The organism is Chryseobacterium sp. SSA4.19, assembly GCF_022601875.1.
Classification (GTDB): domain Bacteria; phylum Bacteroidota; class Bacteroidia; order Flavobacteriales; family Weeksellaceae; genus Chryseobacterium.
Window position 1 is genome coordinate 62,964 of sequence record NZ_JAKVIP010000007.1, and the last position, 26,310, is coordinate 89,273.

Consider the following 26,310-nt stretch of genomic DNA (forward strand, 5'->3'; position numbering starts at 1 on the left):
CAGCTACAAATACACCAAAATATACATTATGAAAAATCAAGAAGAAGCCTCTGTATTAAATGATTTGCTGCACATTACGAATGACAGGATAGAAGGATTTGCAAGAGTGGAAGGCAAAATATGGGAAAACTATCCGGATGTAAAATCAGAATATGCACGGATGAATTCTCTTTCCACTGTAATGAAAAATGAACTGATCAATCTTATCCAGGATGACGGGGAAAAACCAAGTGATTCAACCTCCGCCGCAGGAGCACTTCACAGGACATGGATTGATATTAAAAACTCTTTCACCATAGGCAATACGGAAGAATCGACATTAGAAAATGTGGTTTTCGGAGAAAAAGCAGCTATTGATGCCTACCAAAACGCTATAGACAGCGGAAAACTGACCGAAAAAAGCCTTGATATCGTATCTGAACATCTGAAACATATTAAAGATTCATACCATCAGTTTAAAAACATGATCGAGTACAGGAAATAACTATCCCGGATTAATAATTCAATCAAACCATTCTTAAAAGAATGGTTTGATTATTTACAGGATCTACTGTTGAACTACTAAAAAAGGCTGTCTTACAATCTATAAGACAGCCTTTTGTTCGATAATGTGAACCAATTGAAAAGATTATTTTATCTTTTACTTTGTTAATTTATTTCGCTTTGCTGTTAAGGTTGGTATCCGCTACTTTCGTCAGCAGTTGATCACATTTTTTTTCTTCATTTAATGTTTTCAAAAGATATTTCAGGCATTCTTCTTCTTTAAGGATTTTTGCGAATGCTGCCAATGTACCGTAAGTAGCAATTTCATAATGTTCTACCTTTTGGGCCGCTGCAATAATTCCTGCATCTCGCACGGTTCCGGCTTCTGTTTCTTCCATAATGCTTTTACCTTCATCCAGCAATCCCTGCATGGCATCACATTTTTTAGCCTGGGCTTTTTTTCCTAATGATTTAAAACAGGCTTCCAGTCTTTCGATCTGCGTTTCTGTTTCACCGATATGGTTTTCGATAGCATTTTTAAGTTTTTTATCGGTAGCGTTTTTCATCATGGCAGGTAATGCCTTTACCAACGCTTTTTCTGCCCAATAAATATCTTTCAATGAATCTTCAAAAAGATCTTTCAGTTCTTTGGCTGCACCTTTTTTAGCAGGCTTTTTTGAAGCTGATTTTACTGCTGCTTTAGCGGCTGTTTTTTTTGCGCCGCCGGACTTGGCTGTTGTTTTTTTTGCAGGTGTTTTAGATTCCATAACAATTATATTTTTAGTGATTATTGATTGCTGGAGAATCTGCAACTATAAGACCATAATCATTGGAACTATCAAATTGTGGTATGCGAAATTTATCTTATTATGCGGTCGCTCATAAATATGAAGTATTCTTTGGCGTACATTTAAAAACATCAAATCATTTTTAACATGAATGCACAGAAAACGTTACATCTTACCTTAAAAATATGGAGACAGAAGAATAGGAGTACCAAAGGAAAATTTGAGACTTATGTAGTTTCCGATATTTCCACCGGAGCGTCATTCCTGGAAATGCTTGATATTCTTAATGAACAGTTGATTAATCAGGATAAAGAACCGATTGCTTTTGACCATGACTGCCGCGAAGGAATTTGCGGAACATGCTCTTTGTATATCAATGGGCGGGCCCATGGCCCTGATAACGGCATCACGACCTGCCAGCTGCATATGCGGATGTTTACAGATGGTCAGACCATTGTAATAGAACCATGGCGTAGCATCGCTTTTCCCGTGATTAAAGATCTGATCACAGACCGGAGTGCATTTGACCGGATTATGGCTGCCGGAGGATTCATTTCCGTCAATACTTCAGGGAGTACACTGGATGCGAATGCGATTGCCGTTCCTAAAGAAGATGCAGACAAATCTATGGATGCTGCCTCTTGTATCAGTTGCGGAGCGTGTGTTGCCTGTTGCCCGAATGGTGCGGCTATGCTTTTTGTAGGTGCCAAAGTATCACATTTTGCTTTACTGCCGCAGGGAAGGGTGGAAGCGAAACGCAGGGTTTTAAATATGGTAAAAGCTATGGATGAGGAAGGGTTCGGGAACTGTTCGGTGATCGGAGCCTGTGAAGTGGAATGCCCTAAAAATATTTCTCTTGATAATATTGCCCGGATGAATAAAGAATATATCAGTGCATGGCTTGATAAAAAATAATTTTATATAAAAAAGAGGCTTTTCATTTTTGGAAAAGCCTCTAAAATAGAAAGTATAGTGGTGTATAAATGGTCAATGTAATAGTTTTAAATATTTACTTGAAATCCAGCAAACCTTCGGCTAGCAGCTTCCATTGGATCTTTGATACTCCGAACATACCACCGAAAGCAATCAAAAAATTTCTGATTTTATCTATGAAACCAGCATTGAAATTGGGTCTTTCATTACGGCCATAAACTCCGACTTTCAGAATATTCCCTTCTTTGGAAATCATAATATTCGATGTGGCTGCACTGCTGTAAAAATGGGCGATATGCCCTTTTAATTTATTCGGTTCTTTGGAAGGCCTGCATATCATCAGGTAAGATTCTGAACCTTCAGTGTCACGGTGTGACAGATATACAATTTCCACCCAGTCATAACCGCTGGCTTCTTTACTTCCCGGCCCGGGAATACCGATCCTTATAAAATCACCTTTTTCAGGATGCCGATTAGCAGGCTGTCCCGTATGGTCGTAATGCTTAAATTCAGCCGAAGCTTTCTTACAGTAGCTTTTCCATTCATTGATAGAAAAAAAACGGTCTCTCAGAATATGGAACTTTACATCTATTTCTGAAGCAGGATATTCCTTTGTACTTTCACTGTCATGAAATCCTCCGCCTTTCTGTAAAGAAACTCCCGGGATTTGTTTCGGTTTCATATGCTTATTTTCTGTAGGTGTTGAAACAAAGATAACATACGCAGGGCAAAATCCTTATGAGCAGGATCACATTGCTTCAGCAGTAACCGGATATTCGCTGATTGCAATCATAAATTTCAAAAATTTTATTTACGAAATTCGGTTATATAATGAATTGAAGCGATCAGCTTCATATTAAAACAAATTATATATCTTGAAATACCAGCCCAAATCGGGATTATTAATAATATTTAAATGTCCCTTTACTTAAAGGGTATGATAGAGAATAAATGATTGATAAGATGAACGGAGTAATTATTCAATATTTCCATTGGTATCACACCGGAAAACTTTGGAATGAATTTGCTGACAATGCAGAATATTTAAGTAAGCTGGGATTTACGGCCGCATGGCTACCTCCGGCTACCAAATGTAATTTAGGCCAAGAGGGAAGAGGCTATGATGTATATGACCTCTATGATCTCGGAGAGTTTGATCAGAAAGGCGGCATCCCCACGCGCTACGGTACTCAACCACAGGATGGGAGCGGATGAAGAAGAACATATTGCGGTACACCAAGTCAATGGAGAAAACCGCAATGAAATTATATCCGGACCCATGCATGTTTCGGCCTTCACTAAATTTACCTTTCCGGGCCGGCAGGGAAAATATTCAGATTTTATCTGGGATTACAATTGTTTCAGCGGGATCGATATTGTTAAAAAAGATAATAAGCAGCTTAATGGGATTTTTAAAATCCATAATACATGCGGCACCGAGTGGACTGAAACAGTAAGCCATCAGTTTGGCAATTATGATTATCTGATGGGAGCCGATGTAGAGTACCGCAATCCTCATGTGATCCGGGAAATGAAAGACTGGATCAAGTGGTACATGGATATCACCAAAGCAGACGGTATACGGCTGGATGCTCTAAAACATCTTTCTTCTGATTTTCTTAAAGAATGGATTTCATATATCAAGACCGAGTTGAATCCTGATTGCTTTGTATTGGGTGAATTCTGGAAAGATGAACCTGATAAAATAGCCCGTTTTTCCGATAAAATGGATGATATGATTTCCTGCTTTGATGCACCTTTGCATTATAATTTCTTTAAAGCCTCTGAAGAGGGAAGTGCTTATGACCTTTCCCGGATCTTAAAAGGAAGTTTACTGGAAAAAAAACCTTCATTATCAGTCTCTTTTGTAGAAAATCATGATACGCAGCCGTTACAGGCATTGGAATCTTCAGTACAGGGCTGGTTTAAGCCTATAGCGTATGCTCTTATTTTACTTTTGAAGCAAGGTTATCCCTGCGTTTTTTATCCGGATCTCTTCGGAGCTGAATATACCGATGTAAAAAATGATGCAGAAATTAAAATTGTAATTCCGAAAGTTGATGCTTTGCCGAAATTATTAGAAGCCAGAAAACTTTTTGCATTCGGAGAACAACGTACTTATTTTGATCATCCGAACTGTATCGCATGGATAAGAAAAGGAAATAAAGAAAAACCGGGCTGTATCGTGATTATTTCCAATAGCGGTGAAGCATACAAGCATATCAGCTTAGGAAAAGAAAATGCAGGCAAAACATTCAGGGATTTTCTGGGCCACAGGCATGATGAAATAACAGCAGATGAGAACGGAAATGCCAGGTTTTGGGTTAATAAAGCTTCAGTAAGCGTCTGGGTAAGTTCCGGTATTCAGTAGAATTTAATGCGGCAGGAAATTTGCATAGAGTCACATACCACATTACAAAATATTTTAATATGAAAATTAGATTCTCTCATATGATGCTTGCTTCATCAATGATGTTTGCAGGTTGTACGGAAACTATCGACGAAAATCTTTCGGATCCTGAAACTGAAACAGGAAGTAAGCTTCCGCCGGTAGAAACCAATCAGGCCAATACCAACTATGCACCTGCATTTGCTGGGCAGACCAGAATAAACGGAGTAAAAACTTCTACTCCTTATAAAAGCAGTGTCTTATCCTCGGCCTTATCTTCACCATGGGGAATCACAGGCTTACCTGACGGAAGACTGCTGATTACGGAAAAGGGTGGAACTATGCGTATTGCAACCGCTACCGGAACATTAAGCAGTCCAATCACAGGTCTTCCTGCTGTTAATTCATCAGGGCAGGGTGGTTTGCTTGGGGTATGCGCAGACCCTCAGTTTTCTACCAACCGTATGATTTACTGGGTCTTTTCTGAGAATGTAGCCGGCGGAAACCAGACCTCTGTTGCCAAAGGAAAATTATCAGCATCAGAAACAACAGTTGAAAATGTCAGTGTTATTTACAGGGCAAATCCTGCAGCCAATGTAGGAAACTTACATTATGGAGGCCGGATTGTATTCGACAATACCGGACACCTGATGATCAGTACAGGTGAACGCTCAGATTTATCTACAAGACCTTTGGCACAGTCTGTTACTGCGGCATTAGGAAAAGTCTTGCGTATTACCACAACCGGGCAGCCTGCATCCGGAAACCCAACATTTACCCAATCAGGAACTTTACCGGAATTATACAGTATCGGACACAGGAATCCTCAGGGGCTCGCCATTCATCCGGTTACCGGTGATTTATGGGAAAGTGAACACGGGCCGAGAGGTGGAGATGAAATCAACCGTGTTCAGGGAGGTGCCAACTACGGATGGCCAACCATCACATATGGGATTGAATACAGTGGCGCTGTAATCGGTAGCGGAATCCAGCAACAGGCCGGAATGCAACAGCCCGTATATTACTGGGATCCTGTAATTTCACCGAGCGGGATTACTTTTTATAAAGGAAATAATATCCCGGAATGGCAAAATAATCTTTTTATAGCGGCTTTGAGCGGAAAACATATTGTAAGGCTGGTCATCAATAATAATGTGGTTACAGGTGAAGAAAGATTACTCGCTGACCAGAATCAGCGGTTCAGAGATATTACACAAGGAACGGACAGCGCATTATATGCTGTAACGGATGAAGGGAAATTATTCCGTATTTCAAAACAGTAATTTATATAATTAATAAGACAAGGGTTCATTACAAGATGAGCCTTTGTCTGTTAAAATAAAACATTTTGCAAAAACAATGGTTTGGCTCCGATTCGTAAAATATATTCAATTTAACATAATATAAATTATAGGACTTTTTATAATTAGCTTATAATCAATATTTGTACAGGCTTTATTATCTAATAATGGGATTAGTTTAGCTTATTTATAAAAATATGTAGATATAATCATCTCATTAAAAAAATGATTGCCCAATTAAACAGGTTCATTTAAATTTGGCTGTACAGAAAGTTTGAATAATCAGTTTTAAATAATAAAATATGAGCAAAAAGAAATTGACTCCGAAACAGTCTGAAAGCCTGTTAAAGACACTGAAAACTCGTTTTGATAATCACATGAGCCGCCATGAAGGTCTGCATTGGAATACAATACAACTTAAGCTTGAAGAAAATCCTGATAAACTCTGGTCGCTATATCAAATGGAAATAACTGATGGTGAACCGGATGTTGTTGCTTACCGGAGCTATACAGACGAATATATTTTCTTTGACTGTTCACCTGAAAGCCCTAAGCGGCGAAGCCTTTGTTATGATTATCAGGCTTGGGCATCAAGAAAAGCCAATCAACCCGACAATAATGTTATTGATAAAGCTGCAGAAATGGGTATTGATCTTTTAACGGAAGAACAATATCGTATGCTTCAGGATTTTGGACAATTTGATCTTAAAACTTCAATCTGGGTGAAAACGCCGTCCCATATCAGGGAGCTTGGAGGTGCCATTTTCTGTGACCGTCGCTATAATACGGTTTTCACTTATCACAACGGAGCCGATTCTTATTATACTGCACGCGGATTCAGAGGGTGCCTTACAATTTAACTGTAATTATATTCTTCTCATATTATGTTAAATGGATGGTCATATCTGCGATGATTTAATAGAAATAACTGAGTTTTACCTTAAATTAATTTTCTTATAAAAATAGTATTGCTATTTTAGCTTATCATTAAACATAAAATTAAGGAATATGAAAAAAGTAATCTTATTAAGTTCATTTGTTGTTTTGCTGCTGAATTGCAATAAAAAAGCTGAAGCACCGGTACCGGAAACTGTGTCTGCAGATACGGCAACTGCAAAAGAAGCAGACATGGATACAATGAATGCCAAATCTTCCTGTTATATGGGAGTAACAGGAAAGGATAGCGTTTTTGCCAGCATTGATGATAACCTGGGAACAATTACAGGGAAGCTAAGATATAAAAACAATGAAAAGGACAGCTCAAAAGGTGATATAACCGGTTTTAAATCAGGGGACACTTTAAAACTGACCTATGAATTCCAGTCTGAGGGCAGTAAAAGCAAAAGAGACATCTATTTTATTCAGAAGGGCAATACTTTAACAGAAGGAATTGGCGAACAGAAAGAGGAAAACGGACAGATGAAATATGCAAACGATAATAAAATCAGCTATAAGGATGGACAGAAACTTCAAACAGCTGACTGTGCTCTTGTTACAAAAGCATTAAAATAAAATAGATTAAAGTCCTGAAATTTTTTTTGACTCCCCTACTTCCTGATAATCAATCTTATATACCATGTTTCATTTTTTAAAGAGGCTAAATAAGCTTATTATCTGAATAAATCAGATTGTCAGTAACAGCGCATTGAAAAAAGCTTTTAAAAGGATTAAACCGTCTAAAAACAGCCTTATCAGGCTGTTTTTGTTTTATTGCAGTTCTTCTTCAATCATTTTTATAAAACGGTTCACTTCTTCATCGCCGGTATTCCATGAAGTAATCAGCCGGATCGCGGAAAAATCAGCATTAATCTTTTTCCAGATATAAAAATCAAAGGATACGGATAACTTTTCAATGAGATCATTATTTAAGATTGGGAAAATTTGATTGGTATAAGTATCTGACAGAAAATGTACTCCCTTCTCTCCCATTGCCTTCTTCATTTTCATTGCCTGTTGATTCGCATGCTTTGCCAGGCTGAAATACAGATCGTTTTTCATCAGTTCCAAAAACTGGATACCCAATACCCTGCCCTTTGCCAGCAATGCGCCTTTCTGTTTGATGTTAAAAGCAAAGTCCTGCTGCAGATCGGGATGATTAATGATGATGGCCTCTCCCAATAAAGCACCGTTTTTTGTGCCGCCCAAATAGAAAATATCAGTGAGTTCAGCTGTTTTTTCCAGGGTCAGATCACTGATCTCAGCAGTAAGGCCATGCCCCAGCCTTGCACCGTCCATAAAAAGATACAATTTGTTTTCCTTACAGAACGTAGAAAGATTTTCAAGTTCTTTCAGAGTATATATTGTTCCCATTTCCGTAGAATTGGAAATATACACCAGCTTTGGCATGACCTGGTGCGGGATGTTCCTATGGCTTTCAAGAACAGGGACAATATCTTCAGGTGTCAGTTTGCCGTCTTCTTTTTCAATGCCCAGCACTTTATGCCCGGTTGCTTCGATTGCGCCTGTCTCATTATTAAGAATATGCCCGGTTGCAGCGGAAATAACACATTGGTAAGGTTTTAAAACCGAAGAAATAACAATTAAATTCGCCTGAGTCCCACCTGAAACAAAATAGATTTCAGACTTATGGTTTTTAATTATTTCACGGATGAGTTCTTTAGCCTGTAAAGAATATTGATCTTCTCCGTAACCTGCCTGCTGGTCAAGGTTATATTTCAATAATGCCTCTAAAATATGGGGATGGCAGCCTTCCGAATAATCGTTTTTAAATGAAAATTTCATAGGACAAAATTATAAAAAAGCAGAAAGAACAAACATTTATAATTCATAATATTTTGTTAGATTTGTCATAGAAAACATCTAACATCTTGAAAGCAACCCTTACCGAAGAAAATTACCTGAAAGCCCTGTTTCATGTTATTGATCAGGAAGGTAAAGTTACGATTAATGAGCTAAGCAAGTTCTTGTCTGTTAAAATGCCGAGCGTCAATAATATGATGAAAAAGTTTGCAGAAAAGAACTGGGTGATTTATGAGACTTATAAACCATTGATTGTCACAGAAAAAGGAAAAAGAGAGGCCGCATTAGTGGTAAGGAAACATCGCCTTACCGAGATGTTTCTGGTAAAAAAAATGAATTTCGGTTGGGAAAATGTGCATGAAATTGCAGAACAGCTCGAACACGTCCACTCTACTGTTTTCTTTGATAAAATGGATGAAATCCTTGATTATCCCAAATTTGATCCCCATGGAGAGCCCATTCCGGATAAGGATGGGAATATTATTGCACAGGATTTAAAAAAATTAAGCGAATGTAAGCTTGGAGATGTGGCTGTATTCACTTCTGTTACCCTTTCCGACGATGCATTTCTTAATTATCTTACCGAGCGTAATTTATTTTTAAACAAGAAAATAAAGATCATCAAACTGGAAAGTTTTGACAAATCCATGACCGTTGAAGTAGACGGAAAGCAGGAAATCCTGAGCCGGAAAGCAACGGATAAAATCTTAGTGAAAAAATAATTTTTTACTACAGTATTCTTACTGAAGAAGGCTGTTTTTCAATATTAAAGATACCTTTTCGATCTCTTCTAATGTATTAAAATAATGCGGTGATAATCTTACAATTCCTGAAATGTTTTTATGGGTGAAATCAATCAGGGCAGAGTTCTTATACGTCACGGAGAAGAATATATTATGTTCTCTCAGAAACTTTTGAATTTTTTCAAGATCCCCATCAGGGCCGCAAAACGTAATGATGCTGCTCAGGTGGTTTCCTAAATCCCAAACCTGAAATCCGCTGTTGCGGAGATTCTGTCTTAATGTAACCGATAGATTTTTATTATAACTTTCAATATTCTGCAGCCCGATCCTGTTAGCATATTGTATTGCTTTTGTAAAACCTAACAGAGCAGCATAAGAAATCTCCCAATGCTCAAATCTTTTGGCTGTAGTAAACAATTCATAATTATCATATTCTGACCAGTTGGCTCCTCTCATATCCAGAAGAATAGGTGCGTAATCCTCTTCCAAAACTCGGTCAGAAACATATAAAAAGCCACTTCCTCTCGGCCCCCGCATAAATTTCCTACCGGTTGCTGTTAAAAAATCACAGCCTATCTTCTCAACATCCACTGCCATTTGTCCTACTGACTGGCAGGCATCTACCAGATATAATACATGGTGCTTACGACAGACTTTCCCTACGCCTTCTATATTCTGAACCAACCCCGAATTTGTAGGAATATGCGTTACTGACACCAGCTTTGGACGGTAGGTTCTGATTAAGTTTTCTAAATCTTCCAGATCCAGTTCATGGTCTGAAAGATTTTTCATCCTGATGATTTTTACATTTAATTTTTTCTGTAATGAGATGAAAGTAATCTGATTGGAAATATAATCATCAACTGTGGTGATTATACAGTCCCCTTCCTGAAAGATAATACTTGAAAGAGCCTTTGCAAAAGCTTCTGTAGCACTTGTCATAAAGGCAACATTGCGGGGTTGACAATTGATCAGTTTTGCTGTTTCAGTGTAAAACTGTTCCAGTAATTCAGCATTTCTGCCTGCTACTTCATAGCCTCCAAACTGTTCTTCCTGATGCAAATAGTCAGCCATGGAATCGACTACAACATCAGGCATTAGAGATGAGCCGGCATTGTTCAGGAATATTTTACCGTCTGATAATCCTCTGGTATCTTTTCTTATTTGATAAATGTCCATTATTCAATACTTTATTCAGCATCAGCCAATCGTAGAACTGATGATTATATCTTTTTATTTTAAAATAAAAATCCCGACTGATTAAAATCGGGATTTATCATTAGGTCTATGTAAATTAATCTAAAACACTCCAGCCTCTTTTTGGATTGTTGTTTGAAGAAACTTCCTGTTCATTAACAATAATATTTTCTTTTCTTTGCCCGATGTAATCCAGCTCGCTCAGTTTAGAGAAAATAATTTCCAGGCTTCTCAGCATCTGCTGAATGTAAAGCAGCGGTTCTCCGCAGTTGTGATGGTCATAATTGGTCTCAGCCACAACAGAAAGCTGATTCAGGAGCGTATGAGGAGCAATTTCACTCCATTCAAGACTGTAGTTCAGCATTTCTTCCAGTTCTGCAGGAACAAGTACCTGGGTAGCATTGTATAAACGGAGTGCCAATTTTGAAAAAGATTCAATTAAAAATACCGGCGGCTGGTACGGTGTGATATTTCTGAACTGGAAATACATATCACCAAAGGTATTAATCATGGTATTGCATAAAAACTTAACGTTTTGAGCCAATGCCGTATTCTGGTTTTTATGTGATGCCTTCTGGATGATCTTGAATGCATACTGCTGGAGATTTCCCACAGATTTTGCAAAACTATTGTAATAATCAATTAATGCAGGATGGCTTTGCACAGACGTACAGGGCGGAATAAAATTCGCATCGACCTGTGCGATATTTCCTTTGAAATCCACTTTTCCGATAATCAGGTAATTGCCTCCGGAGTAACTGCTGTTCAGCGAAGTTACAGCAAGAAGCTCAATATGATGGTTCGGTTGCGTATTCGGATGGCGCGGCGGAAGTTCCTCCGGGTCAATATCACCGAACGGAACTTTATCAAAAGGATTTACCGAAATTAAGATATAATAATCTCCGTCAGCCTGTTCCTCTTCCATAGACTTGGCCAGTGATTTCACACTTACTCTCCTGTCATTAAGTTCTATTCTGTATCCGGCCATCGTGATGGCACTGCAATGCTTGATCACCAGCTGAACATCATTGGTAGCTGTATTGTGCACATCAAAAATCGTTCTGTCTGTGAATTCTTTTGAAATAGGCAGAAGCCCGTAATTATACATATTGATTCCCAGGGAACTGGAATCTCTGATGGTATCTATTAAAAAATTATCCTGATCGTTAAGATGTCTCTGGGAAACTTTCATCCCGTCAACCCAATTGATGGCAAAGTGCTTGATCGGCTGTATCATATTCAATATTTTTAAACGGTGGTTGATTGTTGTCTTCTGACTCCTTCCTCTTCGTGCTGGATCACTCTTTTACAGATCACAACATCGTTTTCGGCAATTCTGTTCTGGGTAATGTCCTGGTCGAAATCGATGTATTTCCTGAAGCTGAAAAATGATTTCTTCGTGTAGAAAATCCAATAGTAAGGTTCCTGTATCTGATCAGACAGATGAATGATCGAATTCGGGTTTTTATGGTTGTAATCATCTACCACACGATAAAACCAGTCTCCGAAAGTGACTCCTGTCGGCAGGGTTTTCGCTTTTATCCTGAACCGGTTGGCATCTTCCAGATTTTTGCTTAATTCTACATTCAGTACCATTAATCGATCGAAATCCGCACCTTCAAAATCAGGAAGTCTTTGCTCAGGCGAATACCTCCATGTTTTGTAAATATCTACAGGAATACTGATCAATTGGATATAGCAATAATGGAAAACCAGAGGAACAATAAAAATAAAGATGCTCGTTGCAGCCATGACCGGATATCCTAATCCTCCGCTGATCCAGTTAAAAATAAGGTAAAAAAGATATCCTCCGAAACCGATGCAGGTGATTGAAAGGATGGATTCAAATAAAATACTTTTTGTAAGCGATGTGAAATGCTTCTTAAAATATCTGTCGGATAAATTAACATGGATAATCCCTAAAATAAGATAGATAATCTGTGCAATAAGATACCAATACGGATTGAACAGGTTCTTGGAAAAACCGAAGATTCCCGGAATGGCCAGACACAGACTGCAAAGCAGAACGTAAATGATAATGGTTTTAATCTTAATGGCAGGCTTGTTCCTTCTGATGGCTCCTAATATTACCATCATGATGACTGCAAATAAAGGCATCAGAATATACCTTAAAAAGATTCCTTTTACTGAAGAAATTTCCATGTTTCTTTCGGATTAATATTTTTTATTGGTGAATGTAAATATAGTTAAATTTTTCACAGGAATGTAGAGTAACCCAGACGTCCTGCATTTCTTTCGTCATCATCTAAAGCAAAAGAATATTCCTGTTTTTCAGTGATAAAATTTTCCTCCACGTCTACGCTTACCGGTAAAAAATAATCATACATCGCCTGGAGAACTTTCCGGAATACATTTCCTTTAATGTATTTTTTCATTTCTTTATAAGGAATCGGCCCGATATTCACGACCCAGTTTCTCTGTCCGTCCATATGTTTTCCGCTTGGAATATAAGTTACTCCCAGCCTCGAATTCCCCAAAAGCATGGAATTGTCCTGCTCTTCCACCCGGTCGATGACATTAGGCGAGAAAGTCACTTCTACAGGAACCTGCAGGAAAGCACTCATGCAGCGTTCAAACCATTTTTTATCGCCTCTGATCTGGTGGAAAAACGGTAAAATGTACATGAAGACATAAGCATTCTGTTTATCCATCATTTTAATGAGTGGCCAGAGCTCGCTTACTGTATTCAGCAATGAATCGGTGTCACTTGATATGTCAAAATCCGATTCTTTGAGTAAAGCACTGATTTCAGTAAAAAATATTTCCAGTTCAAAAGGCTGAAAAAATTTTCTGGCGTCTTCTTCCACTTTTTTCTGCTTGCGGATCTCACGGACTACGGTTTCAACATTTTTCCTTGAAGCTCCTAGTGACGGCGGATGAAAAAGTCCTTCGGGAAGATAATCATAAATGCCTTCCCTATAAGTATGTATCGTAAATACTTCTTCATCAAAACCCAGATAATTGCTTGTAATATTTTTGATGTCTTTTAAATACGCACGGTCGTTAATTCCAATCCGGTCAATAAAAATATTGCTTACCGCCCTGTGATATTTTAAAAGGTTGACTGCTACCGCTTCAGCTTTAAAATCGGTCTGCAGCTTATTGTAATGCATGTCTACAATATTATTCTCATACATGGTATTCACAATGATTTTGGCTTGTAAAAATAATAGATCCAGATGACTGAAAAAATATTTTAACTATTAATTTTTATTCTAAAAATACAAAATAATTGCCATTAAAATAAAATTATCTCTCAGATATTCCCTAAAAAATTGTCTCTTAGGCATAATAGTAAGACTGACAGCTATAGAACTGCATTACATACAGCATTTTAACAATACGTTAAATTTAAAAACTATGACTTTCGCTTTATTTTCTAACCTGAAATTAAGCGTATCTTTGCGAACTGAAAATTTTATTCACAATGAAAAGTATGTATTCTAAAATCCTGATGCTGGCATTTGTGGCGTCTTCACTCTATTCTTATGCATGGGGACTGACTGGGCACAGGATTATTGCGGAAATCGCAGAAAACCACCTTTCCGGAAAGGCAAGAAGAGAAATCAAAAAAATTATGGGCCGGGAACGTCTGGCATATTGGGCCAACTGGCCGGACTTTATTAAATCTGATACGACAGGAGCATGGAAGCAGGCTTCAGCATGGCATTATGTAAATATTGATCCGCAGACTGATTTTAAGGTTTTCGAACAAAAACTGAAAGCTCAGGCAGGGCCCAGCTTATATACTCAGGTAAATACTTTGTCCAGTCAGATCAAAGATGCAAAAACTTCTGAAAAGGACAGAAAAATTGCTTTGATTTTCCTTATTCATATTATGGGAGATCTTTCCCAGCCTTTACATGTAGGAAGGGCGGAAGATTTGGGCGGAAACAAAATCAATGTTACGTATTTCGGTGAGAAAACCAATCTGCACTCGGTATGGGACGGAAAGCTGGTTGACTCTCAAAAATACAGCTATACAGAATATGCAAAGCTTCTGGATATCAAAACAGATAATGAAGTAAAACAGATTCAGACAGGAACCCTGGAAGACTGGCTGTATGATTCCCATAAAATAGCCAACAGAATTTATGCACAGACACCGAATGACTCCAAACTGTCTTATGACTACCAGTATAAGTTCAATGATATTATGGAAAGGCAGCTGCTTTACGGAGGATTAAGGCTTGCAAAACTGCTAAATGATCTTTATTAAGGATATACATTAAAATCAATTTTGATTTTTAAACCCTATAGCGGAACTTCGGTTTCGCTTTTTTTTATTTCGTACTTTAAAATCAATGGAGAAAAATTGCATCGCAGCATCTGAAAAATTCTAGGTACAATCTGCTCACGTACAGAATTGAATAGCCTGTTCTATAATTGCAAAAGCGACAATTTACAATTATTTTCTGAAATTAAAATTAATTAAATAAAAAATTATTGGACCATGTGTAACCTTTTTACCTTTTCGAACGTATAATATAATAGAAACTCTTTTTGAGGATAAAATAGATGAGACAATTAAAAATCACTAAGCAGGTAACCAACAGGGAAACTGCTTCATTAGACAAGTATTTGCAGGAAATTGGTAAAGTGGAACTAATTACGGCAGACGAAGAGGTAGATTTGGCACAAAAAATCCGTGCAGGCGACAGAGCAGCATTGGAAAAACTGATTAAAGCCAACCTTCGTTTCGTAGTATCGGTATCCAAACAGTACCAAAATCAGGGTCTTTCTTTACCGGATTTAATCAATGAAGGTAATTTAGGATTGATGAAAGCGGCAAAAAGGTATGATGAAACTAGAGGTTTCAAATTTATCTCTTACGCGGTTTGGTGGATTCGTCAGTCGATTTTACAGGCCTTGGCAGAACAGTCGAGAATTGTAAGATTACCATTGAACAAGATCGGATCGATCAACAAAATTAATAAAGCATACGCCCACCTTGAGCAGGAAAATGAAAGACCGCCTTCTCCAGAAGAGCTGGCTGAAGTTCTTGATATGAGTGAAGAAGATATCAAGGAATCCATGAAGAATTCCGGAAGACATTTGTCGATGGATGCTCCTTTGGTAGAAGGTGAAGACTCCAATCTTTATGACGTATTGCGTTCAGGAGAATCTCCAAGCCCGGATAAAGACCTTATGCTGGAATCTCTTCAGATTGAGATCGAAAGAGCTTTGAATACGCTGACGCCCAGAGAAGCAGATTTGGTAAGATTATATTTCGGGTTGAACGGAAAACATCCGATGACGCTTGAAGAAATCGGTGAAACTTTCGACTTAACCAGAGAAAGAGTCCGTCAGATTAAAGAAAAAGCGATCAAGAGGTTAAAGCACAATACCAGAAGTAAGATTTTGAAATCTTATTTGGGTAAATAATTCAGCGAAATAATTTAACAGGAGTTTTTACTCCTGTTTTTTTATCAAAAAATAAAATGAATAATAAATTTAATAAATTAATAAATTCTGATGCAACAAAGATAGTAACATCTTTAATTGAAGTTCCATTAGACTCATATTTTGATAATGATATTATATCAAAAATTCCTGTTTTAAAAACTTTTATAGATATTTATAATTTAGGAACCTCAGTTAGTGATAAGATTTTTGCAAATAAGTTAATTCATTTTCTAAATGAATTAGAAGATATTTCTTCTGAACTTATTCTTAAGGAGATTCAATATATAGATGACTCTGAAAAATATAATCACAAAGTTGGTGAAAAAATAATAGAAATTTTAAATAGAATTGATTCAGATGGGAAGCCTAAAATTATAGGTCGTCTATTTAGAAACTTTATTGATAAAAAAATTGAATATTCAGTTTTTCTAAAATTTGCAGATATAGTAGAAAAAACATTCTATTATGACTTACTTTCACTGAGATCATGTACAGATGGTAAATTTTATTTTGCATTAGATGAACAACTTTATAATATTGGATTAGTAGAAGGAACAGGAATAGGTTCTTTTAATGCAACAGAAGAGGAAAGGGTAGAATTTAATCAAATAACAGCTTTAATTACACAAAAAGGCAAAATATTACTAGAATTTGGTTTAAAATAATGAATTCAATCTCAATCATCGGAGCCGGAATTGGCGGTCTTACGCTTGGAAATATTCTCAAACAACAGAATATCGATTTCACCCTATATGAATCCGCTCCTGAGATAAAACCTGTAGGAGCAGGAATTATGATGGCTGTCAATGCAATGCAGGTATTTGACAAGTTAGGATTGAAAGAGAAAATTGAATATGCAGGAAATAAAATTCATGTGATTTCGATAACTGATGAAAATTTCAGATTGATTTCCAAAACTGATGTACTGGCTCTTGAAAAGAAATACAATTCCTGTAATGTGGCCATTCACAGAGCTGAACTGCAGAGAATTCTGGCTGGAAATATAGGTTTGGATCAGATCAAGCTGAATCATTCCTTACATAGGATTCAGAAAAAAGAAAACTATATTCTCAGTTTCGGAAATGGAAATGAAATTGAAAGTAAAATTGTTTTTGGGGCAGACGGCATAAAATCAGGAATCCGTAAACAGGTTCTGAAAACAGGTAAGATCCGGAAGGCCGGACAGATCTGCTGGCGGGGATGGACTGATTTCAGTTTGCCTGAACAATACGACCATGAAGCTTTTGAAATGTGGGAAAAAGGAAAACGTTTCGGTTTTGTAAAAATGTCGGCCAGCAAAGTATACTGGTATGCAGTGGTCAATGAGAACAGGTATCAACGCTATCATACGGTAGCGGAACACTTCAGCAGTTTCCATCTTCTGATCAGGCAATTGATAGAAACTACTCTGCCGGAACATATTATTCTTAATGATCTTACTGATCTTTCTCCTATTCCGAAATGGTATACAGAAAATTTGTGCCTGATTGGTGATGCCGCTCATGCCACAACTCCTAACCTGGGTCAGGGTGCCTGTCAGGCTATTGAAGATGCTTATATCATTGGAAAATTACTGGAGCAGACTAAAGATTTTACACAGGTTTTTGAGAAGTTTCAAAAGATCAGAAGACAGAAAGTTGATCAAGTAGTCAGTACCAGCTGGCACATCGGAAAATTCTCCCAATGGGAAAGAGCAATCTTTCTGCGGAATTTTCTAATGAAATCTGTTCCTGACCATATCAATCAAAAATTAGCTGAAAAAATCATTCAGCTTGAAATGTAGCTTCTGATATAAAATGACCTGTCATTCAATCCGGTTGCTGGTCCCTGAAATTATTTAATCTCTGCTTTTACCGTTCCGCAGGAAAGCATGGAACTTCCGTAATAAGGATTAACGATCTTCTTTTCGCTGCTCAGCCAGCTTCCTTGAGCCATTGGGCAATATTGGACATACACAGGATTCTCAGATATTTTGAATTCTTTTGTTAGGGCAATCATATAATCTGAAAGTTCATAAAACGATTTTCGCTGGGTGCTTATATTTTTTGTTTCGGAAATTACTGACGCATCTTTTTTCAGGATATTCAGATCTTTTTGTGAAATGGTTTTAGAATCTATTGAAGACGATGTTTTGATAAAATCGGCTGCCGCTTTTGACGTCTTTTCAGCATCATCTGAAGCCAATGAGGATTTGATGGTGAGATAATTCTGATACAGCTTTGAAACCTGAGCATTTTTTTTAGATTGTGCAGATACAGAAGCTACACTCAATAAACCTATTACAGCAGTGAAAATATATTTTTTCATTCTTACTTCTTACAATTATTTATACGGTGACAAAAGATCTCATAAAAATACTGGCATTTATAAGTCTTTGAAGGGAGCAAATATAAAAATATATGGTCATAATAATCATAATTTTTATACTTTTATATGGTATCAGATATTCTGATTTTAACAGCAGAACAGATTATTCTGTATCTAAAAAACACTCCTGATAATTTCAGAAGTGTTTATACAGATAATTTTAAACAAACTACTTAATTTTAAATTCAAGTTTTACATTAAAGAAACGGCCGGTCAAACGCACCGGGACAGGATACATTAAAGTGGTATTCGCATCCGTAATCCATTGATTGGCTACCGTATTCCTAATATTAAAGGCGTTGAAAACCTGAACACCCAAAGTAAGCTCTTCGAAATTGCCCCAGAAGCCATAGGTTTTTTTATTTTCTTTGCGGTCAATGAATACTTTCGAAAGGCCTATGTCTACCCTTTTATAAGAAGGTAATGTTCTCTGGTATTGGTATGGATCCGTAAGCACAGGAGCCCCGGTTGGTAATCCCATCGCGTATACTAAAGTAAGGTTCACACGCATGGAAGGAAACTTCGGCATATAATCCTGATAGAACATGGCAAATCTTAATCTCTGGTCGGTAGGCCTCGGGATATCTCCTTTTCTGTCAATGTTTTCAAATACCCTTGCGTAGCTTGCCGATAACCAGGAATCCACACCCGGAACAAATTCCCCGAATAACCGGGTATCAATTCCGTACGCATAGCCTGATGCATTATTTTTCCCGGTATAACGGATCCTTACATTATCCATATAATACGGGATCAGATCATTCATTTTTTTATAGTACAGTTCCGTGGTCAGCTTAAACGGCCTGTCGTCAAAATAAAATTCGTAGTCATTTGCCAAGATCGCCTGAATAGAACGCTGGGATTTTATATTCGAGTTGAAATTACCTTCCAAATCCTTAATTTCTTTATAAAAAGGAGCCTGGTAATAAATCCCTCCCGACAACCTGAACAGCATATCGGTATCCCAATCCGGCTTAACGGCAAACTGTGCTCTTGGCGAAAAAATAGTTTCATTGTTAAAGCTCCAATGGGCTACCCTGGCACCGGCATTCACAAATATCTTATTACTCCCCCAGAAAAACTTCTGGGAATATTGTCCATAGGCAGAAAACCGGGTCGGCTGAATGTGGTTTCTTCCGGATATGTTGTACATCAGTTTAAGATCTCCTGCATTCCTCGGATCAATAAATTCTTCATGTGGAAGGCTGTATCCGGCAGAATCTACCAGTTTCCATTCATTGGTCAGGTCCTGCAGATTTTCTTTTTCATATTTAAAACCTAATTCAATATCCGTATTCACATTTGGTGAGAAACGTGTCCTGAACTGGGCACCATAGGTTTTAACAAACAAATCATTTCTGGCATGTTCGATCTGCCCGCCTGCATCATAAGAAGTCACAGGTTCTCCTGTAACAGGGTCAAAAGTCTGCAAGACATAAGCCGAAGCAATGGAATAATATTCCCTTTCACGGTTCTGGTATGAAAAAGCATCCAGTGTAAATCTCCATTTGTCGGACGGTTTAAAGTTCATGGAAACCGTTCCCATCATATTTTTATATTTATCATCTTCGCGGCCTCCATAGGCTACATTCAACTTGAGCGGCTGCTGAAGACTTCCAAAGTCCACTTCCCTTTCTTTCGGGATCATTTCATAGTCATTCTTAGAGTAATACCCGATGAATGAAACGGAAAATTTCGGACTGAAATGATAATTCAGATACGTCTGGAAATCCATGTATTCAGGATTGAAATCGGTATCTTCTTTTAAGGTATTAAGTACAAGGTTGGTATTTCTATATCTTCCGGAAAATAAGGCGGTAAATTTCCGGTTATCATCCTTATCTTTTCCAGATGCAAAACCGGCTGTTAACCTTCCTCCGATCAAGCTCCCTTCACCTGAAAGTTCAAATTTTTCAGGTTCGCGGTAATAAATATTTAACGCTGAAGACATTTTGTCGCCATATCTCGGCTCAAATCCTCCTGCTGAGAAATTGACCGTAGAAACCATATCCGGATTAATGATGCTTAGACCTTCCTGTTGGGAGTTCCTGATCAGGAAAGGCCTGTAAATTTCAATATCATTGATATAAATAAGGTTTTCATCATAGTTTCCGCCACGGACCATATATTGTGAAGAAAGTTCCGTATTGGAGTTTACTGAAGGTAGTGTTTTAAGAATTCCTTCGATACCTCCGGAAATACTTGCTACATTCTGGGCATTTTTTGCTGAAATTTTTACTGCAGTAAGGTCATTGGTTCTTCCGGTTACTTTTTTCTGGAAAACAACTTCTTCAATAGAAGAAGTTCTCATGGTATCTTTTTTTCTGTTCTGAGAAAAGAGTAAGGAGGGAACCAAGAGGCTCAGTGGTAAAACTAGTTTTTTCAAAAGAAATATTTTAAAATTTCAAACGTGAATATATAACTTTTATTTTAACTTTTTTATAATTTATTTAACGTTTGAAGGCTAAGGATTATTCACTTGTATTTAACAGCAATATTTTCAGATATTCCTTAGAATTCTGTACCTATCAATTCCAGTAAACAACCACAGATATGTTGAAGGAAATTAAGCTGTTGGCAATTCTATTTAACTATAAAATAGCTTCTCTTATTCTTGTTAATTTCTGCAGGAGATCTTCCAGGAGATCAAGTCTAAGCATATTGGCTCCGTCTGATAATGCCGTTTCAGGAGTCGGGTGTGTTTCAATGAAAATTCCGTCTGCCCCTACTGCAATTCCGGCTTTTGCTACCGTTTCAATAAGATCAGGTCTTCCTCCCGTTACCCCGGAGCTTTGATTAGGCTGCTGTAATGAGTGGGTAACATCAAGAATTACCGGTGCATAGGCTCTCATGGTAGGGATACCTCTGTAATCCACGATAAGATCCGTATATCCGAAAGAATTTCCTCTTTCTATAATGGCTACTTTCTGATTATCAGAATCTGTAATCTTCTGAACCGCAAATTTCATGGATTCCGGGGAAAGGAACTGTCCTTTTTTCAGAGAAACACATTTACCTGTTTTTGCGGCTGCCACCAAAAGGTCTGTCTGGCGAACCAGAAAGGCAGGAATTTGAAGCACATCTACATATTGTGCGGCGAGTGCGGCATGTTCATTTTCATGAATATCGGTAGTGGTCGGAATATTAAAAGTTTCACCCACTTTTTTCAGGATTTCAAGAGATTTTTCTTCGCCAATCGTTGTGAATGAATCTACTCTGCTTCTGTTTGCTTTTTTGAAACTTCCTTTGAAAATATAGGGGATATTATATTTATTGGTCAGTTCCACTACTTTTTCAGCAATTTTAAGTGCCATATCTTCACCTTCTATAATACAAGGCCCTGCAATAAGAAAAAAGTTTTTTGAATCTTTGTGATGGATGTTATCTAAATACTGAATCATTGTATATAATTAAAGTTCAGTAAAAGTAATGAGAAAGTTTCGGAATCGGAAATTTTTAATGATTTTGCTTGACTCTATCATTGTACAGACTGATCAGAATTTATTCAGAATTTTCTCAAAAGTATTTAAATTCCTGCTGGTAAACCGGTCTTTTAAACTTTTCTTGCCTAATACTTTCCCAAATGATGAATCGAGCGTATTTCCTTTCGGAACCTGCCAATAGAAATTATTGTTTGTGATTTGTGCTTCTTCCTGCTGAGCTTTTATACTGTTTTGAAATTCTTTCATCAGAATATTTTCTATGCCTTCATTTCCTACAAATGCATAAGCATGCAATTCTTCATTTTTCCCAAAAGGATTCCCATTTTGGATTTCTTTTACTTCTGTTTGCGATCTGACAAATAAAAATGCTTCATAAGAAAAGTGTTCTGACATGGTTTTTTCAAGTATATTTTTTAATTCATCAGGTTCCTGATCTGAAGAGAAAATGATATTCCCTGAAGCCAGCACGGAATTTACATCCTGCATTCCTGACTTGCTAAAAACCTGGCAGACCTCTGCCATTTTCATATTGGTTCCTTTTACATTGACGCCGCGGAGAAAAGCACAATATCTCATATAATTAGTTATTTAGTTTTTAATTGACCTTAACTATCAGCTGTAAATATAAACATTAAAAGGATGTTCTGAGCTTCGGAATGTCCGAATTTATCATCTTAAGAACTTATTAAAATTTAGTTGGGTAATGATCATTTACCACAAATAATGGTGATTACGCCGATATACGTTCGGGTAAATCTGCTGAATCTGTTAGATCTGTGAGCACAAAAATCAAAAATAGATTTAAAATTGGCTGTAAAGTTTAAGTACAACCATAAAAAAAACGGAACCTCGGTTCCGTTTTAAGTGTATGTTATTTATTGAGTTGCTTTGATAATCGAATTGGTGATCTGAGTTTCCTTTTCTTTTGAATAGGTAGAATCAAAAGGTTCCATAATATCAAATAAATATTGGTAGAACGGCGTGATTTTCTGAACCTGATCAGACTCGTTTATTGCCTTTTCTTTACCCATTTCTTTAAGGTTCTCCACGAAGGTATTGAATTTTTTATCAATCGGCTCTATAGATTTTACCAGGTAATCGTAAGCTTTATCCTTCTTCCCTATTTTGTTATAGGCATCCGTAACAGCAGAAACCACTAAAGAATATTCCATCGGCTTGGTCCTGATCTGTCTTCTAAGATAGCTCTGGTCTGCTTTGCTTAAGCTCATGTAATAATCGTATTCTTCAAAGATTCCTTTTTTAAGGACTTCTGCCAGCTGAAGACCTTTTGCTTCCTGACCTGAAACAATGTATCCGTAGGCCATTGAGCTTAATGAACGCGGGTCATTGTATTTTTGTGCAGGAATTTCTTTTGAGGCTAAATCCAGCATCTCCAGTGCTTTCCCTTTCTGGCCTGCCGCAGCTAAGGCTGCTGCCGCTCTACTGGCAGATGATCGGTAGCTCATAATATTGGAGGTTGCCGTTTCATCAAAATGGGTACTCAGGTCTTTAAAGTTGCCCCATTTGTAATTTTTCACAACATTATATAAAGAATTGGCATCTACCCTTCCCATCTCTCCGTCCGGTGTCTGTGGTGTATGGATCGGGATCAGCCTGTAACTGAATCCGTCAAACTGAAGATATTCATCAAGATAGAAAATATTTTCACTGTCATAGATTCCTCCTGAAGAGAAGCTGATCGGTTTTTTCCAGTCGAAATTCGCCAGGACATCCAGCATGATCAGGTTATTTTTATATAAAGTATTTGATTTATAGGTAATCATAATCTGATTGACTGCATTTGGAAGATCAGCCTGGTTTATGATTCCTGCCTGTACCGCATTTACTTTATTTACCGGTAAAATAAATTTATTAACGGGTAGAATATTATACTTCTCATATTTCTCCTCTCCGAAATACATTTTAAGAAGCTCATTTTTAGCGGGAGAAGTATATTTCAGGAAGTTTATCGCCTCCTTCATGGTTATGGAATCCTGAGTAAGATACTTTCTGAACTCTGCAAATTCGGTTGCCGGAGCTCCCTGTTCTTTCAGCATGGAGAAAATTCCTGCCCAGTCGTCTTTCTTCATCATGTAGATCTGGTCATTTACTCCATCTCTGTAATCTTCATGAGTCAGTACGCCAGGAACCGGTGCAGCGTTATATGTTCTCCTCTTGATCTGGTCGATATTCCATGGTGTTGATGCTAAAGTAAAATTAACGACTTTCACATCGTCTCTTAATCTTTCCGTCTCCTGGATGGCCCAAACCGGATAAGTATCATTATCACCGTATACAAAGAGAATATCATTTTTAGGCAGTGATTTCAGTACTGAATATCCGTAATCATATGAAGTATATCTGTCGTGTCTGTTATGAACATTATAATTCTGGAAGCCCATCATAAAAGGAACGCCCAATAAAACGACTCCGGCTACAATATTAGCTGCATTGGATTTTATTTTTGACTGCAAAAACCAAAGTAAGGCTCCGGCTCCTAATCCGATCCAGATGGCGAAAACATAGAATGATCCTACCATTGCATAATCTCTTTCCCGCGGTTCAAAAGGTTTTACACCGGTATAGAAAATAATTCCTACGCTCATCAGTACAAAGATGGAAAGCATGGCATAGAACCTTCCAAAATCCCTGTTCAGCTGAAAAAAGAATCCGATCAGCCCTAATAGCAAAGGTAAAAAGAAGAATTTCACTGTACTTTCATTCTTGAATTTGGCAGGCATTTTATCCTGATTACCAACGATGGTATTATCAATAAAAGGAATCCCGGAAATCCAGTTCCCTCTTGTACTTTCCATATTTCCTTCAAGATCATTCTGACGTCCCACATAGTTCCACATCAGATATCTTACAAAATAATAGCCGTTCTGAAAGGTAAAGAAATAATCTAAGTTCTGCCCAAGAGAAGGCTTCTGGATTGTAATTAAGTTATAAGGTTTAACTTTTAAATAATCGGCGGCCGTAATGGTTTTATTTTCATATTTCTGCCTCAGTTCATCAAAAATCTGTTTGGCCTCCGGACTGTTCGCTACATCTTCATTAGCATAATTGAATGAAAAATCAGGTGCTCCGTACATAGAGATATAATTAGACATCACATCTTTATCCTCATTGAACATTCTCGGCATAAAACCGACATGTGCTTTATTGAAAACATATTTAAAACGGTCTCCGGTTTTTCTGTACGTTCCTGTCTTTTCATCCTTTTCATATGTTTCCCCTGTCTTTGTGGTTTTGAAACTTCCGTCCTCATTTTTTTCAATCCCGTCTGAAGTAAGGAAAGCCGTATAATTCTGACCGTAAATAGTCGGCCAGTCTCCATATTGCTCCCTGTTATAATAATCCAGCATGCCGATGGCGTTATCCGGATCATTAAGGTTCATCGGCGGGTTGGCATTGGCCCTGATAGGAATCACCATCCAGCATGAAAAACCGATCATCATAAACACTACTGATAAAGCAATGGTCTGATAAAGGTTTCTTTTCATTTTCTGAGAATAGGTAATCAGGAAATAGCAGATTGCAATCATTAGTATGAAACCTGCAATCGTTCCTGAGTGGAAAGGCAGACCTAATCCGTTAACGAAGAAAATTTCAAGTTTTCCGAATAAAGTCATGATCAGAGGGAAAATTCCTTTAAAGACAATGGCCAGAATAACCAATGTAATAACATTGGCCATAATAAAGTTCTTCCATGTAAATGTATACTTTCTTGCGTAATAAACCAGGCAAACCGCAGGAATTGCCAGCATACACATCATATGTACCCCTACGGAAAGTCCTAAAATGAAGAATATAAGGATAATCCAACGTTCATTATCTGCCGCCTGATATTCGTTTTCCCATTTGGTGATCAGCCATACCAGAAGCGCGATAAACATAGATGCCATCGAGTATACTTCTCCTTCCACGGCAGAAAACCAGAAGGTATCTGAAAAAGTGAAACATAATGCTCCTACAATACCTGCAAACAGGATGGAGATTTCCTGATGCTTGGTAACATCTTCAAAATCTTTATGCAGCAGCCTTCTTACGAAGTGCGTAATGGTCCAGAACAGGAAGAGGATGGTGAATGCACTGAATAATGCAGACATCCCGTTAATCACAATAGAATAATTTTCGCCTTTTCCCAAAGCAAAAATGGCTGCCACGGCACCCACAATCTGAAATAATGCCGCGCCGGGAGCATGCGTTACTTCAAGTTTTACCGCTGAGGAAATATACTCGCCGCAGTCCCAAAAGCTGAAATTGGGTTCTATAGTGGACAAGTAGGTAATAAATGCAATGGCGAAAATCACCCATCCGAGAATGGTGTTCCACTGCCTGAAAGTCCAATTTTTCATATTTTTAAATCAATTACGCGAAAATAAGGCTTTTATATGATTTTATCCGGGTTTTAACAAAATTTAAAGGTTTTGGCTCGTTTTTTGACAAGTTTCATTTTTGAGAGCATCTTCAAAA

Annotated in this window: 24 protein-coding genes; 12 read left to right on the plus strand and 12 right to left on the minus strand. The window is 37.6% G+C overall.

Features of this window, described 5'->3' with window-relative positions; all coding sequences use genetic code 11:
* Window positions 1–28 precede the first annotated feature (28 nt).
* Window positions 29–484, plus strand: coding sequence for a PA2169 family four-helix-bundle protein (locus tag MKJ01_RS06570; RefSeq protein ID WP_241612750.1), 456 nt, complete (start codon window positions 29–31; stop codon window positions 482–484).
* 169 nt (window positions 485–653) lie between these two features.
* On the opposite strand, the gene MKJ01_RS06575 is transcribed toward MKJ01_RS06570, so the two are convergent.
* On the minus strand, window positions 654–1,250 hold the full coding sequence (locus tag MKJ01_RS06575; RefSeq protein WP_241612751.1) for a ferritin-like domain-containing protein: 597 nt from the start codon (window positions 1,248–1,250) through the stop codon (window positions 654–656).
* A gap of 168 nt (window positions 1,251–1,418) precedes the next feature.
* Here MKJ01_RS06575 and MKJ01_RS06580 point away from each other — a divergent pair, with 168 nt between their 5' ends.
* Window positions 1,419–2,186, plus strand: coding sequence for a succinate dehydrogenase/fumarate reductase iron-sulfur subunit (locus tag MKJ01_RS06580; protein WP_241612754.1), 768 nt, complete (start codon window positions 1,419–1,421; stop codon window positions 2,184–2,186).
* 94 nt (window positions 2,187–2,280) lie between these two features.
* Here MKJ01_RS06580 and MKJ01_RS06585 read toward each other — a convergent pair whose 3' ends face one another.
* Window positions 2,281–2,886 carry a hypothetical protein gene (locus MKJ01_RS06585; protein WP_241612756.1) on the minus strand — a complete coding sequence of 202 codons (606 nt, stop codon included), beginning with the start codon at window positions 2,884–2,886 and terminating at the stop codon, window positions 2,281–2,283.
* A gap of 281 nt (window positions 2,887–3,167) precedes the next feature.
* Here MKJ01_RS06585 and MKJ01_RS06590 point away from each other — a divergent pair, with 281 nt between their 5' ends.
* The 5 genes from MKJ01_RS06590 to MKJ01_RS06610 all read left to right on the plus strand — a co-directional run bounded on the left by MKJ01_RS06590 (window position 3,168) and on the right by MKJ01_RS06610 (window position 7,406).
* Window positions 3,168–3,419 carry an alpha-amylase family glycosyl hydrolase gene (locus tag MKJ01_RS06590; RefSeq protein ID WP_241612758.1) on the plus strand — a complete coding sequence of 84 codons (252 nt, stop codon included), beginning with the start codon at window positions 3,168–3,170 and terminating at the stop codon, window positions 3,417–3,419.
* Window positions 3,358–4,575 carry an alpha-amylase gene (gene amyA / locus MKJ01_RS06595; RefSeq protein WP_241612760.1) on the plus strand — a complete coding sequence of 406 codons (1,218 nt, stop codon included), beginning with the start codon at window positions 3,358–3,360 and terminating at the stop codon, window positions 4,573–4,575. Before MKJ01_RS06590 ends, amyA begins: the two co-directional genes overlap by 62 nt.
* Window positions 4,576–4,634: 59 nt before the next feature.
* The gene (locus MKJ01_RS06600; protein WP_241612762.1) at window positions 4,635–5,876 is read left to right on the plus strand and encodes a PQQ-dependent sugar dehydrogenase; all 1,242 of its coding nucleotides are present in this window, start codon (window positions 4,635–4,637) and stop codon (window positions 5,874–5,876) included.
* A 320-nt stretch (window positions 5,877–6,196) separates the two neighbouring features.
* The gene (locus MKJ01_RS06605) at window positions 6,197–6,754 is read left to right on the plus strand and encodes a DUF4256 domain-containing protein (protein WP_241612763.1); all 558 of its coding nucleotides are present in this window, start codon (window positions 6,197–6,199) and stop codon (window positions 6,752–6,754) included.
* A 148-nt stretch (window positions 6,755–6,902) separates the two neighbouring features.
* Complete coding sequence (locus MKJ01_RS06610) at window positions 6,903–7,406, plus strand: hypothetical protein (protein WP_241612764.1); 504 nt, start codon at window positions 6,903–6,905, stop codon at window positions 7,404–7,406.
* A 195-nt stretch (window positions 7,407–7,601) separates the two neighbouring features.
* Here the strand turns inward: MKJ01_RS06610 and MKJ01_RS06615 are convergent, their stop codons facing one another.
* Window positions 7,602–8,636 (minus strand): low specificity L-threonine aldolase, encoded by a 1,035-nt coding sequence (locus MKJ01_RS06615; protein ID WP_241612765.1) that lies wholly within the window; start codon window positions 8,634–8,636, stop codon window positions 7,602–7,604.
* Window positions 8,637–8,722: 86 nt separating this feature from the next.
* Between MKJ01_RS06615 and MKJ01_RS06620 the strand changes: the two genes are divergently transcribed.
* Window positions 8,723–9,376 carry a metal-dependent transcriptional regulator gene (locus MKJ01_RS06620; protein WP_241612766.1) on the plus strand — a complete coding sequence of 218 codons (654 nt, stop codon included), beginning with the start codon at window positions 8,723–8,725 and terminating at the stop codon, window positions 9,374–9,376.
* Between the two features lie 18 nt (window positions 9,377–9,394).
* On the opposite strand, the gene MKJ01_RS06625 is transcribed toward MKJ01_RS06620, so the two are convergent.
* The 4 genes from MKJ01_RS06625 to MKJ01_RS06640 form a co-directional block, all read right to left on the minus strand.
* Window positions 9,395–10,576 carry an aminotransferase class V-fold PLP-dependent enzyme gene (locus MKJ01_RS06625; RefSeq protein ID WP_241612767.1) on the minus strand — a complete coding sequence of 394 codons (1,182 nt, stop codon included), beginning with the start codon at window positions 10,574–10,576 and terminating at the stop codon, window positions 9,395–9,397.
* Between the two features lie 115 nt (window positions 10,577–10,691).
* Complete coding sequence (locus MKJ01_RS06630) at window positions 10,692–11,831, minus strand: hypothetical protein (RefSeq protein WP_241612768.1); 1,140 nt, start codon at window positions 11,829–11,831, stop codon at window positions 10,692–10,694.
* Window positions 11,832–11,842: 11 nt separating this feature from the next.
* Window positions 11,843–12,757 (minus strand): TssN family type VI secretion system protein, encoded by a 915-nt coding sequence (locus MKJ01_RS06635; protein WP_241612770.1) that lies wholly within the window; start codon window positions 12,755–12,757, stop codon window positions 11,843–11,845.
* A gap of 53 nt (window positions 12,758–12,810) precedes the next feature.
* Window positions 12,811–13,752, minus strand: coding sequence for a type VI secretion system baseplate subunit TssG (locus MKJ01_RS06640; RefSeq protein WP_241612772.1), 942 nt, complete (start codon window positions 13,750–13,752; stop codon window positions 12,811–12,813).
* Window positions 13,753–14,042: 290 nt separating this feature from the next.
* On the opposite strand from MKJ01_RS06640, the gene MKJ01_RS06645 reads away from it, so the two are divergent.
* The 4 genes from MKJ01_RS06645 (at window position 14,043) to MKJ01_RS06660 (ending at window position 17,804) form a co-directional block, all read left to right on the plus strand.
* Window positions 14,043–14,834 carry a S1/P1 nuclease gene (locus MKJ01_RS06645; protein ID WP_241612774.1) on the plus strand — a complete coding sequence of 264 codons (792 nt, stop codon included), beginning with the start codon at window positions 14,043–14,045 and terminating at the stop codon, window positions 14,832–14,834.
* 299 nt (window positions 14,835–15,133) lie between these two features.
* A complete protein-coding gene (locus MKJ01_RS06650) occupies window positions 15,134–16,000 on the plus strand; it encodes an RNA polymerase sigma factor RpoD/SigA (protein ID WP_055859010.1) in 867 nt (288 codons plus the stop codon).
* Window positions 16,001–16,056: 56 nt separating this feature from the next.
* Window positions 16,057–16,686, plus strand: coding sequence for a sister chromatid cohesion protein PDS5 (locus MKJ01_RS06655; protein ID WP_241612776.1), 630 nt, complete (start codon window positions 16,057–16,059; stop codon window positions 16,684–16,686).
* Window positions 16,686–17,804, plus strand: a complete 1,119-nt coding sequence (locus tag MKJ01_RS06660; protein ID WP_241612777.1) for an FAD-dependent monooxygenase — start codon at window positions 16,686–16,688, stop codon at window positions 17,802–17,804. The genes MKJ01_RS06655 and MKJ01_RS06660 overlap by 1 nt, the downstream gene beginning before the upstream one ends.
* A 50-nt stretch (window positions 17,805–17,854) precedes the next feature.
* Here the strand turns inward: MKJ01_RS06660 and MKJ01_RS06665 are convergent, their stop codons facing one another.
* From MKJ01_RS06665 to MKJ01_RS06685, 5 genes are all read right to left on the minus strand, one after another.
* Complete coding sequence (locus MKJ01_RS06665) at window positions 17,855–18,328, minus strand: DUF3347 domain-containing protein (RefSeq protein ID WP_241612779.1); 474 nt, start codon at window positions 18,326–18,328, stop codon at window positions 17,855–17,857.
* Between the two features lie 229 nt (window positions 18,329–18,557).
* Complete coding sequence (locus MKJ01_RS06670; protein WP_241612781.1) at window positions 18,558–20,774, minus strand: TonB-dependent siderophore receptor; 2,217 nt, start codon at window positions 20,772–20,774, stop codon at window positions 18,558–18,560.
* Between the two features lie 205 nt (window positions 20,775–20,979).
* On the minus strand, window positions 20,980–21,789 hold the full coding sequence (kdsA, locus tag MKJ01_RS06675) for a 3-deoxy-8-phosphooctulonate synthase (protein WP_241612783.1): 810 nt from the start codon (window positions 21,787–21,789) through the stop codon (window positions 20,980–20,982).
* Between the two features lie 93 nt (window positions 21,790–21,882).
* Complete coding sequence (locus MKJ01_RS06680; RefSeq protein ID WP_241612784.1) at window positions 21,883–22,407, minus strand: DUF1697 domain-containing protein; 525 nt, start codon at window positions 22,405–22,407, stop codon at window positions 21,883–21,885.
* Between the two features lie 299 nt (window positions 22,408–22,706).
* Complete coding sequence (locus MKJ01_RS06685; protein WP_241612785.1) at window positions 22,707–26,192, minus strand: DUF2723 domain-containing protein; 3,486 nt, start codon at window positions 26,190–26,192, stop codon at window positions 22,707–22,709.
* Window positions 26,193–26,310 lie beyond the last annotated feature (118 nt).